General features: G+C 62.9%; 11 protein-coding genes, 2 tRNA genes and 1 pseudogene. 9 read left to right on the top strand and 5 right to left on the bottom strand.

The window, feature by feature from the left end:
* Positions 1-26: 26 nt before the first annotated feature.
* The 3 genes from MF606_RS08390 to MF606_RS08380 form a co-directional block, all read right to left on the bottom strand.
* Positions 27-683, bottom strand: coding sequence for a protein-L-isoaspartate O-methyltransferase family protein (locus MF606_RS08390; RefSeq protein ID WP_240233347.1), 657 nt, complete (start codon positions 681-683; stop codon positions 27-29).
* A gap of 187 nt (positions 684-870) precedes the next feature.
* Positions 871-1,197 (bottom strand): hypothetical protein, encoded by a 327-nt coding sequence (locus MF606_RS08385; protein ID WP_240233346.1) that lies wholly within the window; start codon positions 1,195-1,197, stop codon positions 871-873.
* A gap of 212 nt (positions 1,198-1,409) precedes the next feature.
* Positions 1,410-1,483: transfer RNA gene (locus MF606_RS08380), tRNA-Cys, on the bottom strand.
* A gap of 184 nt (positions 1,484-1,667) precedes the next feature.
* Between MF606_RS08380 and MF606_RS08375 the strand changes: the two genes are divergently transcribed.
* The 7 genes from MF606_RS08375 to MF606_RS08345 all read left to right on the top strand — a co-directional run bounded on the left by MF606_RS08375 (position 1,668) and on the right by MF606_RS08345 (position 8,104).
* A complete protein-coding gene (locus tag MF606_RS08375) occupies positions 1,668-2,879 on the top strand; it encodes a benzoate/H(+) symporter BenE family transporter (RefSeq protein WP_240233345.1) in 1,212 nt (403 codons plus the stop codon).
* A complete protein-coding gene (gene mobA / locus MF606_RS08370; RefSeq protein WP_240233344.1) occupies positions 2,876-3,502 on the top strand; it encodes a molybdenum cofactor guanylyltransferase in 627 nt (208 codons plus the stop codon). Before MF606_RS08375 ends, mobA begins: the two co-directional genes overlap by 4 nt.
* Positions 3,503-3,593: 91 nt before the next feature.
* Positions 3,594-3,668 (top strand) — tRNA-Asn (locus MF606_RS08365).
* A 105-nt stretch (positions 3,669-3,773) separates the two neighbouring features.
* A complete protein-coding gene (locus MF606_RS08360) occupies positions 3,774-4,997 on the top strand; it encodes an MFS transporter (RefSeq protein ID WP_240233343.1) in 1,224 nt (407 codons plus the stop codon).
* Positions 4,994-5,449: an SRPBCC family protein gene (locus tag MF606_RS08355; RefSeq protein ID WP_240233342.1), complete on the top strand. Its 456-nt coding sequence runs from the start codon at positions 4,994-4,996 to the stop codon at positions 5,447-5,449. Before MF606_RS08360 ends, MF606_RS08355 begins: the two co-directional genes overlap by 4 nt.
* A 46-nt stretch (positions 5,450-5,495) precedes the next feature.
* Positions 5,496-6,902, top strand: a complete 1,407-nt coding sequence (locus tag MF606_RS08350; RefSeq protein WP_240233341.1) for a cryptochrome/photolyase family protein — start codon at positions 5,496-5,498, stop codon at positions 6,900-6,902.
* A gap of 152 nt (positions 6,903-7,054) precedes the next feature.
* Positions 7,055-8,104, top strand: coding sequence for a cysteine synthase A (locus tag MF606_RS08345; RefSeq protein ID WP_240233340.1), 1,050 nt, complete (start codon positions 7,055-7,057; stop codon positions 8,102-8,104).
* Positions 8,105-8,648: 544 nt separating this feature from the next.
* Here the strand turns inward: MF606_RS08345 and MF606_RS08340 are convergent.
* A pseudogene (locus MF606_RS08340) lies at positions 8,649-8,819 on the bottom strand (glyoxalase superfamily protein); the annotation flags it as partial.
* A 175-nt stretch (positions 8,820-8,994) separates the two neighbouring features.
* Between MF606_RS08340 and cls the strand changes: the two are divergent.
* Entirely contained in the window at positions 8,995-10,506 is a 1,512-nt protein-coding gene (cls, locus tag MF606_RS08335) for a cardiolipin synthase (protein ID WP_240233339.1), read from the top strand.
* Positions 10,507-10,514: 8 nt separating this feature from the next.
* Positions 10,515-11,231 (top strand): alanyl-tRNA editing protein, encoded by a 717-nt coding sequence (locus MF606_RS08330; RefSeq protein ID WP_240233338.1) that lies wholly within the window; start codon positions 10,515-10,517, stop codon positions 11,229-11,231.
* A gap of 6 nt (positions 11,232-11,237) precedes the next feature.
* On the opposite strand, the gene MF606_RS08325 is transcribed toward MF606_RS08330, so the two are convergent.
* Positions 11,238-12,278 (bottom strand): transporter substrate-binding domain-containing protein, encoded by a 1,041-nt coding sequence (locus MF606_RS08325; RefSeq protein WP_240233337.1) that lies wholly within the window; start codon positions 12,276-12,278, stop codon positions 11,238-11,240.
* Positions 12,279-12,346 lie beyond the last annotated feature (68 nt).

Raw genomic sequence — 12,346 nt, 5'->3', positions numbered from 1 at the left:
GCAACACGGATCGCTCAACCGACACTTTAAAATACAAACTCTTCCTCGGCCTTAACGGTCAGGAGTGGCGGCAACCAGGCGTTGAACTCGTCACGCGCTGCAATGCCCTTGCCCGACTTGACGAAAACGCTCGCCACGGCGACGGCGCCACGACGCATCAGAGCCACCAGACGCCCACCATCCGTGAGCGCCGCAAAGAAGGTATCGGGAACCGTGTCCAGCGCGCCCTCGACGAGGATGACGTCGAACTGAGCCTTGCCGACCTGCCCGATATCGCCGGCAACGATGCGCACGTCCGCCAGGCCGAGCGCCGAGAGATTATCGCGAGCCGTGCTTGCCAGCGCCGCATTCTGCTCGAGGCCGACAACCGACCCGGCAAGGCCAGCGATGATCGCCGCGGAGTAGCCGGTGCCCGACCCGACATCGAGCACGGCATCAGCTTCGGTGACCTCGGCAAGCTGGAGAAGTTTGGCGAATGTCGCGGGGGGCGCGATGAAACGGCCGGAACCGGCCTGCTCAAGCCACTGCACCTCGTCGATATAGGCAACGGCGGCGCGCGACGCGGGGACAAAGAGCTCACGCGGAACCTCGCTCATCCGCGCCAGAATACGCCAGTCGGTGATACCGCTCGTGCGGAGCTGGTTATCTACCATGTGCTCGCGCGAACGCTCAAAATCGGTCATGTCCGTCAGCCCGCCCTCGTGCGACCATATGCTGGACGTGAATATCCTCGGCGGCGTGCATTTGGCAAGACGGCTTGGTGTGCCGCGACAAAAAGAGCTGCGCATAGCTCATATGTCAGCGGCCAGAGAGGGGCAAGAGGCCCCGAAGGTGAGGCGCCCCGGCAAAGCTGTCGAGGCGCCAGCCCTTCTAGTTTGCCGCTGGCGTAAAGCCGCCGTCGCGACAGGCCTCAATCGTGATCGTGGCCATATCCAGGGTTGCAAAGTCGACCTCGCCTCCACCCGCGTCACCTGACGGGCTGGCCTCGGTATCGTCGCTTTCGGGGCTGGAAGTATCGGTGCTGGTTCCCGCGCCCATGCCGGTTTCGGCCGCGAGCGTGTCGCACTGCGCCTGAATACGCTCGACCTGATCGGCGGGCACCGGCGTGCCCATGAGCGTCATTTCCTGCGCGAAAACGGCCGGGGACAGGCTGAGCATCAGCACAGCAACGGATGCTGAAAGTATGGTTCTGGACATAGGCTTCTCCTCTTTCTGGGGCTTACCGCCCAAATCGAGAACGGCTCCCGGCAGACATGGTTGCCCAGTAGTCCGGTGTTAGTGATCGCGGGGTCGCTTGCTCGTCATCGCTGGACGAGACGAGGCTTGAAAATACAGAAAGTGAGCAAACGACAAGACCGCCCCACAGCGGGCGGCTGGTGGTAATCATATGAATTTGTGGGTGAAATCATTGGAGGCCACGTCCGGAATTGAACCGGAGTACGCGGATTTGCAATCCGCTGCGTCACCACTCCGCCACGTGGCCTCACGTCCGCAGTAACTATTGGACGGACATTGCTTATGCAAGACCCTCCCTAATCGACGGTGAATTTTCTGAATTATGACGACGCGCCGACGGGGCGGTCGACGCCGGGGCGGCCGAGGCGGCTTTTGCGCTTCACCCCGACCCCGGGCTTGCATAGTCTGCGCTCGCATCAGGGGGAATCGTCTTGGCACAAGCCTTGTCCGCCGCGCCGGGGCAGCGCGAGTATTTTCAGCCGATCATGGCGGGTGCGCTTGCGGCGGTCGTTGGCTATGCCAGCACGTTTACGCTGGTGCTGGCCGCACTGACGGCGACCGGCGCCTCACCGCAGCAGGCCGGTTCGGGCCTCATGTCGGTGTGCATCGCCATTGGCATTCTCAACATCGTGGTGAGCGCGCGTGTTCGGGTGCCGGTGAGTTTTGCCTGGTCGACGCCTGGTGTCGCGTTCATCCTGACGGTTGGTGAGCCGGTCGGCGGCTTCCCCGCGGTCGCGGGGGCGTTCCTTGTGGCCGCGGGGCTGATCGTGCTGACGGGATTGATCAGGCCTCTTGCCCGGCTGATGGCCGCGATTCCAGCGCCGATCGCCAATGCCATGCTGGCGGGCATGCTGTTGACGCTCTGCCTGGCGCCGATCAACGCAGTGGCAGCCATGCCGGCCCTGGCGCTGCCCATTCTGCTCGCCTGGGTCATCGGCTTGCGGTTTGCGCGGCGCTATGCGGTGCCGATCGCGGTGGTGGTGACGGGCATTCTGCTGGCCACCACAACGCATCTGGAGCCGGGCGCGCTGGACGGCAGTTGGCCGGTCTTTGTGCCGGTAATGCCGGTCTTCACCCTTGATGCGATCATCCGCATCGGCCTGCCGCTCTATGTGGTGACAATGGCATCGCAGAACCTGCCGGGCCTCGCGGTGATGAAGGCCAATGGCTTTGAGCTGCCTCCGGCACCGCTCTTCGTCATCACCGGCATTGCCAGCGCCGTCACGGCATTCTTTGGCGGGCATACCAGCAACCTGGCGGCAATCACCGCGGCGATCTGCGCCGGACCCGAGGCGCATCCCGAAAAGAGCAAACGCTGGCCGGCGCCGATCTCGGCCGGCGTCGTCTATCTGCTGCTGGCACCGGCCGCGAGCTTGGCGGCAGCGTTCATTGCGGCATCGCCGCCGCTACTGATCCAGGCCGTCGCCGGCCTGGCGCTGCTCTCCAGCCTTGCCGCAGCGCTTTCGGGGGCGCTGGTGGTGGAGGAAACACGGCTGCCAGCGATCTTCACCTTTGTCACCACGGCCTCGGGAATCACGATCATCGGCGTCGGCGCGCCGTTCTGGGGGCTGGTAGGAGGAATCGCCATGCTGGTCCTGTTGCGCTGGGGTATCCCGCGCGCACCCGATATCGAGGGGCAATGAGCCTGGTCCACGCGGTGATCATTGCGGGTGGGCAGGGGCAGCGCCTGGGTGGCGTTCGCAAGGGCTCGCTGCGTATTGGCGGCTTGCGACTGATAGACCGGGTCTCGGCAGCACTGGGGCCAGTCGCAGACCCGCTGATGGTATCGAGCGGACCGCATTCGGCGATATCCGACCTGCCGGAGGGCGCGGAAGCCGTGCCGGATCTCCCCGTTCCGTGCGCCGGGCCACTCGCCGGGCTCGCCGCTGCAGTGACTGCGCTGCGGCGGCGCGGTGTTGTGCGCGGCGAGCTGGTGTCCGTCGCGGTGGACACGCCGTTCCTGCCTACTGATTTCGTGGCGCGGATGGTAGCACCGCTGGCGCAAGCCCCAGCCAGCTATGCGGCGTGGAAGGACGACTTCTATCCGCCCAATGCGGCATGGCGGATAGAGGCAATCGCCGATCTGCCCGAACGCATGGCGGCCCCTGCCCCGCCGGCAAGCCTTAAGGCTCTGCAAAGGCTGCTCGGTGCCGAGGCCGTCGACTGGTCGGGGGACCAGACGGACAATCCGTTTCACAACGTCAACACCATTGAAGACGTGATCGCACTTGAGCGGCGCGCCCGGTCTACCCGTCCACTGTCGTGACTTATTCACACGCGGGAGATTTGGGGCTTGGCAAAGCAAATCAAGTTCGCTACATGGACCTCGCCTTCGCAAGAAGGTCTGACGAAGGTATTCCGCGGTAGCTCAGTGGTAGAGCAATCGGCTGTTAACCGATTGGTCGTAGGTTCGAATCCTACCCGCGGAGCCATTCGTAGCGCTCGTTTTGAGCCCCATTCCCGCATAACCTGGCACTGCCAGCGCCAATCGGCGCTCGTACGGGTTCGCATATTTCGAGCTTTGGACTCCTCTCTTCATGGACGCCCTTCCCGGCGCGGCCGCCCCGGCCGCGCAGCGCACATCCCTGAATGTCATCCTGGCCGTCAGCGGGGCGCACCTGCTCAACGACCTCACGCAGTTCCTGTTGCCGGCGCTCTTCCCGCTGCTCAAGGACATCTACAACCTCAGCTACACGCAGATCGGCCTGCTGGTGCTGGCGCAGCAGATTACGGCATGCCTGCTGCAGCCGGCTTTCGGTCTCTATGGCGACCTCAAGCCCAAGCCCTACTGGCTGGCGCTATCGATGAGCATCGTGGCGGTTGGCGTGCTGATGTTGGCCACAGCCAATGGGTTTTGGCTGCTCATGCTGGCCTCGGTCGTGATGGGCACCGGGTCGGCCCTGTTCCATCCCGAGGCGTCGCGTCTGGCGCGGCTGGCCTCGGGCGGCAAGTTCGGGCTGGCACAGTCGATGTTCCAGTTCGGCGGTAATATCGGTACCGCCCTGGGCCCGCTGGCCGCAGCCATGATCCTGCTGCCGCTGGGGCAGAGCAGCATTGCCTGGTTCGTCCTGGCGGCGTTACTGGGCGTCATGCTGCTGAGCTATGTCGGGCGGTGGTATGCCGCCCACCAGCGGCAGTTGGCGTCGCAGCCCAAGCGGGTGAGCGACAAACCGAATCTCTCCCGGCGGCGCTTGACCATCGCATTCGCTGTGATCGGCGCGCTGCTGCTGAGCAAGTTTATCTATATCGAGACGCTCAAGAGCTATTACAGCTTCTTCCTGATCGAGAAATTCGATCTCTCGGCGCGCGACGCGCAGTTCTATCTGTTCCTGTTCCTGGGCGCTATCGCGGCCGGCACGCTCCTCGGCGGCCCGGTGGCCGACCGGTTCGGACGATTGAGCGTCATCTGGGCTTCCATCCTTGGCGCCCTGCCCTTCACGCTGCTCCTGCCGTATCTAGACCTGTTGGGTACCGCTGCGGCCAGCGTGATGGTCGGATTGATCCTGTCGTCCGCATTCTCGGCTATCGTCGTCTATGCGCAGGAGCTGGTGCCCGGTAAGGTTGGCATGATTGCCGGCTTCGTGTTCGGCTTTGCTTTTGGCATCGGTGCCATTGGCGCGGCGGGTATGGGCGCGCTCGCCGACCAGATCGGCATCGTCAGTATCTTCAGCATCTGCGCTTTCCTGCCGGTTCTCGGGTTCCTCACCATCTTCCTGCCCAGGACCGACGAACTGCATCCAACCGAAAAGGTACCAGCATGAGCAACGGCATGGACATCGACAGCGAAAGCCAGATCACCCTGACGCGCACCATCGACGCCAATATCGCCGATGTGTTCTCCGCCTGGACCGATCCGGCGCTGATCGAGCAGTGGCAGGCCGACGAGGCCGAACTCGATGCCTTCGAAGGTGGCGAATACAAGTTCACCACGTTCGGTGACGACGAAGATCCGGAGGATCATACGGTCAGCGGCGAAATCCTGCAGTTCGTCGAAAACGAGAAGCTCGTCATGTCCTGGGTGCACAAGGATGACGAGGACGATGGCGATGACCTGATCTTCGTGCTTGAAATTGCATTCAAGGCGATCGGCGACGACCAGACCCAGATTACCATCACCGAGCGGGGCCTGGCTCATGCCGATCCGGAATCGCGCATTTTCTCCATCGAGGCGTGGAGCGCCGCACTGGAGCATCTGGCCGAGGTGATGGAATAGTTTGAACCATTTGCGCGCTCCGGGCGTATTTGGAGCGGAGGGCTCCATGGTTCGAACGACGATCGTCTGGCTGCGCAATGACCTGCGGATTGCCGACAACCCAGCGCTGACCGCAGCAATGCGCGAAGGCGGGCGCGTCATTGCGCTCTACATCCACGAGGGAACGGCCGGTGTGCGTCCCCCTGGAGGCGCCGCCCGCTGGTGGTTGCACCAGAGCCTCGTCGCATTGAACAGGTCGCTGGCCGAGCTTGGCGTCGAGTTGATCGTGCGCCGAGGCAACAGCCGCGAAGTCGTCGATGCCCTGGTCGCGGAACTCCATGCCGGAGCGGTCTACTGGAACAGGCGTTACGCGCCGGGCGAGCGGGCGATCGATCAAGCGATCAAGGAGGGGCTACGAGAGCGTGGCATCAGCGCAGCCTCGTTCGAGGGCAATGTGCTGGTCGAGCCCTGGGATATCCAGACGGGTCAGGGCAAGCCCTATTCGGTGTTCACCCCATTCTGGAAAACCCTCAAGACCCACGACATTGCCACGCCCAAGCACCGCCCAGCGGCGGGTGAAAGCCGCGATCCCCGTGCCGTAGACGATGCCTACATCGAGCCGAAATGGGCGGCGAAGCTGGCGCAGCATTGGTCCGTCGGCGAGGCGGCCGCGCGCCAGGCTTTGGCGGACTTTCTCGACGATCAGGTGGAGAATTATCCAGCAGGCCGGGATTTTCCGGCGCGCGAAGCGACGTCGCGCTTGTCGCCGCATCTGCGCTTTGGCGAGATCAGCGCGCGGCAGGTCTGGCACACATCCATGGCCGTCGCCCATGGCAATCATCAACTGCAGCCGGCAATCGACAAATTCCTGTCCGAACTGGCCTGGCGCGACTTCAGCCATCACCAGCTCTACCACAGGCCGGATATAACTACCGAGCCGATGCAGCCAAAGTATGCGGGCATAAACTGGCGGGCATCGGAGAAGGACCTGGAGGCCTGGCAACATGGGCGGACCGGCCTACCCATTATCGATGCTGGTATGCGGGAGCTGTGGGAGACCGGGTATATGCAGAACCGGGTGCGCATGCTGGTTGCGTCCCTGCTGACCAAGAACCTGCTGATCGACTGGCGTAAAGGCGAAGAATGGTTCTGGGATTGCCTGGTCGATGCCGACGTGGCGAACAACCCGGCAAGCTGGCAATGGGTGGCCGGTTGCGGGCTCGATGCCGCTCCTTATTTCCGTATCTTCAACCCGGTGACGCAGGGAGAAAGGTTCGACGCGGACGGCGACTATGTGCGCCGATGGGTTCCGGAGCTGGCGAAGCTGCCGAGTGCCTGGATACACAAGCCCGCCGACGCACCTAAAGAGGTGTTGGCTGACGCCGATGTCGTGTTGGGCGAGACCTATCCCCTGCCGATTGTCGACCTCAAGGCGTCACGATCCCGTGCGCTGGATGCAGCATCGGTGCTCTGACGGAATGAAATTCCGGCGTTCGGCTGCTGGCGCACAGGCGTTGCGCTGGCCCTGCCAACCGGGAAAAGCCGTGCCGGGATGGCCGGTAGCGGCTTGCGGCGGCGGGTGCGCACACCTACCATAAGTCCCTCACAGCCCTTGCAGATCGATCCATGGCCAAGCACGAAGACCTCATCTCCGCTATCGGCAATACGCCGCTTATCCGCCTCAACCGCGTCTCCGAACTGACGGGATGCGACATCTGGGGCAAGGCGGAGTTCCTCAATCCCGGGCAATCGGTGAAGGATCGGGCAGCGCTGTTCATCATCCACGACGCGGTCAAATCCGGCGCGCTGAAGCCCGGCGGAACGATCGTTGAGGGCACGGCGGGCAATACCGGCATCGGGCTGACGCTGGTGGCCAATTCGCTGGGCTTCAAATCGGTGATCGTCATCCCCGATACGCAAAGCCAGGAAAAGAAGGACGCGCTACGGCTTTATGGCGCCGAGCTGATCGAGGTCCCGGCCAAGCCGTACAAGAACCCGAATAACTACATCAAGATTTCAGGCCGACTCGCCGAGAAGCTGGCCCGCGAACTGCCGGGCGGCGCCGTCTGGGCCAACCAGTTCGACAACACCTCCAACCGGCGCGCCCATATCGAAACCACGGGACCAGAAATCTGGCAGCAGACTGGCGGCAGGATTGATGGTTTCATTTGCTCGGTCGGCTCGGGCGGTACGCTAGCCGGGGTGGCAGAGGCACTGCGGTCGCGCAACCCCGATATCAAGATCGGCCTCGCCGACCCTGAGGGTGCGGCGCTCTACAACTATTTTGCCAATGGCGAACTCAAATCGTCGGGCAATTCGATCACCGAGGGCATCGGCCAGGGGCGCATCACGGCAAACCTCGAAGGGCTCAAGATCGACAATCCCTACCAGATCTCCGACGCCGAGGCCCTGCCCTACATCTTCGACCTGCTGGAGCATGAGGGACTGTGCCTGGGCGGCTCAAGCGCCATCAACATTGCCGGAGCCGTGCGCATGGCGCGCGACCTGGGCCCGGGCAAGACCATCGTCACGGTGCTTTGCGACTACGGCAACCGCTATGCCAGCAAGATATTCAATCCGGAGTTCCTGCATGCCAAGGGGCTGCCGGTGCCGAAGTGGATGGAAGGCCGCTCGCCGATCGATATCTCTGGGATTATCGAGCCGGAGCCGGTCTGAGACCGGCTCGCTCCACCTATCGCAGTTCTACGAAGCCGAGATTGGTCGGCAGCGCCAACACGCCGCCATTCTTGGTATTGGGGACTACCCTGGAATCGACGGCCTCAAGGTGAAAACCGCGAGCCCAACCCTTGCCATTGCCCTTTAGGTAGAAGCCGTAATTCAGGGTCTTGGCCTCGTCGGGTACGTCCAGGACGATGTTTCGTTCTGTCCAGTCCGTCGTGCCAGAGATCGGGCCATCGGCTTCGCTATGCTCCAAATTCTCGAAGCGCAGCGAACCGTCCGGGCCATCGATGCGAAACCAGATCGTCACGCCGCCATCGACGCCGAGAGCGCGCAACTGACTGCTAACTCGCACGCTGCGTGCACGATATGCCGCGGCGTCGACGGTCTGCATCAGGGTGCAGAAGTCACCATGGCCGATCGTGTCCACGAGTTCCGGCTTGCTCTCGACCCAGGCCGCGTCGAGGGATGCATCGAGGCCAGTCCGGTAGAATTTCGCGTTGTTGCCGGTTCTGATCCAGCCTCTTGGCACCTCGCCATCAGATGCGCTTGCGCCAGCTTCTATCCTTGCGCTCAGGATGTTCCAGTTGGCCACGCCAAACTGGCGTGCCACCAATTCAAGACAGTCGCTGTGCGACAAGTCTACGCCGCGCTCGGCCAAACCTTGCCGCAGCAGTTTGGCCATGAGCTTTGAATCCATGAAGCCATGCATGGTTCGATCCTTCTCCGCCGGGCAATTTATTGGTCAGTGCTCGCATTGCTGACGGCTTGCCCGTCCAGAGGGTCAAACCAGCGATCGTCGTGCATTCACCGTCCCTTGCGGGCGCGAGCGGCTGGCTGCACGAGCCATGACGAGAGACTAGCTTTCGCGCGATGGATGTCAACCAATGGCATTGTCGGACGACGCGCGGCTGATACAGTGCCGGCTCTGGTTGTGGGGCGGCGTTTTGGTCGGCATCGACGATATTCTCAGGGCGATCATCGCCGACTTTCACATTGTCGCGGCCATCACGGCGGCGATCTATCTGCTGGCCTTTATCTGCGCCGTGCGTGAGATCATGAATTCTCGAACGTCGCAGGGTTCCATCGCCTGGCTACTGTCGCTGGGATTGCTGCCGTTTCCCACGGCGTTTCTCTATCTGATCTTCGGCTGGAAGGCCTTCGACGACTATGCGACCGACCGGATACGGAATGGTCGCGCCGCCCGCCCGCTACGCGCAAAGGATTTGGCGTTGATCGACCGGGAGACTAGCCACTTGTGGCCGGTGCAGACCAAGGTCTCCGAGGTACCGTTCCTCAACGGCAACGCGGTGGAGCTGCTGGTGGACGGGCGCGCCACGTTCGATTCGATCTTCGAGGGCATTGCCAAGGCCAAGGACTACCTGCTGGTGCAGTTCTACATCGTCCGCGACGATGCGCTGGGCAAGGAACTAGCCGAGCGCCTAATCGAACGGGCAAGGGCCGGCGTGAGCGTCTACCTGCTCTATGACGATATCGGCAGCACCGGCATGCCAAAGCGCTACCGCACGCAATTGCGCGAAGCCGGAATCAAGGTGGCGGGGTTCAACCAGCGCCACAAGTTCCTGCGCGTCTATGGCCCAAGCCGCATCAACTACCGCAACCATCGCAAGATCGTGGTGGTGGATGGCGAGCATGCCTGGGTCGGCGGGCACAATGTGGGCGTGGAGTATCTGGGCGAGAATCCACGCTTCGGTCGCTGGCGCGATACCCATGTGCGTGTTTCCGGACCGGCTGCGCTCGGCTGCGCCCTGCTGTTCCGCGAGGATTGGGAATGGGCGACGGGCGAGACGCTGCCGGCGACGCCCCCCGAGACCGTGGCGACACCCGGCGACCAGTCGGTGCTGGTGATGGGCAGTGGTCCGGCCGACAAGCTTGAGGAATGCGCGATCGCCTTCACCGATATCATCGGCCGGGCGCGCGAGCGGCTGTGGATTGTCAGTCCCTATTTCGTGCCGGATACCGACATCCGGACGGCGCTGTTCGCGGCCAAGCTGCGCGGCGTCGATGTGCGCGTCATGTTGCCCGACGAGCCCGATCACAAGCTGGTCTGGCTGGCCAGCATCGCCCATGCCGATGCGATGATCGAGCACGGGGTGGAAATTCACCGCTATCAGGACGGGTTCCTGCACCAGAAGGTGGTGCTGATGGACGACCAGATCGCCTCTATCGGCAGCGTCAACTTCGACAACCGGTCCTTCGCGATCAACTTCGAGATCACGCTGTGGTTCACCGATAAGAAGACCATCGATGCAGTGGAGGCGATGCTGATCGAGGACTTCAAAAGCTGCCGTCAGGTGAGCATCGAAGAGGTCAGGACCCGCACCCTGCCCCTCCGTTTCATGACGCAGGCCGCGCGCCTGCTTTCTCCCCTTCTCTGAGTTTTTTTATGACCGAATTCCTGTTTCGCGACGACAGCTATCTGCAATCGACACCTGCCACGGTAACCGCAGTGACAGCGGAGGGTGGGTTCGTGCTCGACAAGACGGTGTTCTACGCCGCTTCGGGCGGGCAGCCGGGTGACAATGGCCAGATCGAACTAGCCGATGGGTCGACGATCATCATCGCCACGACCATCCACCCCGACGGCGACAAGACGCAGGTCGCGCATGTGCCGGTCGAGGGCTCGCGGTTGCCTGCCGTTGGCGAATCCGTCGTTGCCCGGATCGATTGGGAGCGCCGCTACAAGCTGATGCGCATGCATACAGCGCTGCATCTGTTGTCGGTGGTGTTTCCGTTCCCGGTAACTGGCGGTTCGGTGGGTGAGGACAAAGGAAGGCTGGACTTCGACATGCCCGAAGTGCCGGAGGATCTGGCGGCATTGGAGGCCGAGCTCAACGCCATGGTTGCCGGCAAACACGAAGTGACCCAGGAGTGGATCACCGATGCGGAGATGGCCGCCAATCCCGACCTTATCAAGACTATGAACGTCAAGCCACCCATGGGCCAGGGCCGGGTTCGGCTGATCCGCATCGGGGCAATCGACCTGCAGCCCTGCGGCGGAACGCATGTGCGCAATACCAGCGAAATCGGCCGCTTGGCGCTGGGCAAGATCGAGAAAAAGGGCAAGCAAAACAGGCGCGTAAGCCTGGTATTTGCCGATTAGATTCCGCTAAAGGACGGGCGGTGCGTAGAGCAGGCCGCCATTGGTCCATAGGGCATTGGGCCCGCGCAGCAGAGCAGCGCCCGTCTGCGGACCGAAGTGTCGATCGTAAAGCTCGGCATAGTTGCCAATGGTGCGGATGACGTCGGCCATGAAGGTTCGCTTGAGGCCCAAGGGGGTGCCGAAATCGCCCTCGACGCCGAGCAGACGGCGGATGGCCGGGGTGCGGGTTGCGGCCAGCGACTCGGTGTTGAGCGAGGTGACGCCGCCCTCCTCGGCGTTGACGAGAGCGTAGAGCGTCCAGCGGACAATATTGAACCATTGCTGGTCGCCTTCACGCACGACCGGGCCCATCAGCTCCTTGGAGATGCGCTCGGGCAGGATGCGGTGGGCCGCCGGATCGGGCAGCGCGCGTCGGATGGCCTGGAGCTGCCGGCCTGAGGCGGAGACAGCCTGGCAGAGGCCGGCCTGATAGGCGACGGCAAGGTCGGCCACATCTTCGTAGGGCACTTCGGTGTAGCTGGCCTGATTGGCGAAGAAGAATTCTTGCATGCGCTCGAGTTCTTCGCCGCCATCGATGATGCAGACGCTGATGTCATCTAACTCGAAGGCGGAAACGACGCCCAGCGATTGCGGCACGAGGAATGCCTGGCCGTCGAAGAAGGCCGTGCCGACATAGCTAGCGCCGTAGAGCGTATCGCGGCGCTCGGTCCAGGGACCGTTGCGGGTGAGAACGTCGACCGTGCCGGTCTGGAGTGGCGCAAAGCGGGTCTCGCCGCGCAGCGCGCGGAACTCGATGCGCTTTGGATCGCTGTCGCCAAACACCGCGGCCGCGATACCGCGACAAAGATCGACGTCGAAGCCGGACCAGCGGCCTTCGGCATCCTGCTGGGCAAAACCGGGCAACGGATTGGTGGCGCCACAGATCAGGAAGCCGCGTTCACGCACAATATCGAGGGTCGATTGCGCCATCACCGGCGCAGCGGTGAGCGCCAGCGCACAGGCAGCGCCCGCTGCCGCAGTAAGCAATCGCTTGAAAAATCTGGTCAAAACGCCGGGCTTCCTTGCTCGCCACAGCATATTGGCCCGCTGCCCCTCGCGGTCAAGCCAAGCGGCCG

Source organism: Devosia lacusdianchii, from assembly GCF_022429625.1.
GTDB classification, from domain to species: Bacteria; Pseudomonadota; Alphaproteobacteria; order Rhizobiales; family Devosiaceae; genus Devosia; species Devosia lacusdianchii.
Note: the sequence above shows the minus strand (reverse complement) of the source record. Positions and strands in the feature narration are given on the sequence as shown.

Bases quoted from the DNA above. Each gene is read 5' to 3' on its own strand.
- MF606_RS08345 (WP_240233340.1), top strand. From the start codon at position 7,055: ATGGCCAAGCACGAAGACCTCATCTCCGCTATCGGCAATACGCCGCTT.
- MF606_RS08390 (WP_240233347.1), bottom strand. From the start codon at position 683: ATGACCGATTTTGAGCGTTCGCGCGAGCACATGGTAGATAACCAGCTC.
- MF606_RS08360 (WP_240233343.1), top strand. From the start codon at position 3,774: ATGGACGCCCTTCCCGGCGCGGCCGCCCCGGCCGCGCAGCGCACATCC.
- cls (WP_240233339.1), top strand. From the start codon at position 8,995: ATGGCATTGTCGGACGACGCGCGGCTGATACAGTGCCGGCTCTGGTTG.
- MF606_RS08355 (WP_240233342.1), top strand. From the start codon at position 4,994: ATGAGCAACGGCATGGACATCGACAGCGAAAGCCAGATCACCCTGACG.
- mobA (WP_240233344.1), top strand. From the start codon at position 2,876: ATGAGCCTGGTCCACGCGGTGATCATTGCGGGTGGGCAGGGGCAGCGC.
- MF606_RS08350 (WP_240233341.1), top strand. From the start codon at position 5,496: ATGGTTCGAACGACGATCGTCTGGCTGCGCAATGACCTGCGGATTGCC.
- MF606_RS08330 (WP_240233338.1), top strand. From the start codon at position 10,515: ATGACCGAATTCCTGTTTCGCGACGACAGCTATCTGCAATCGACACCT.
- MF606_RS08385 (WP_240233346.1), bottom strand. From the start codon at position 1,197: ATGTCCAGAACCATACTTTCAGCATCCGTTGCTGTGCTGATGCTCAGC.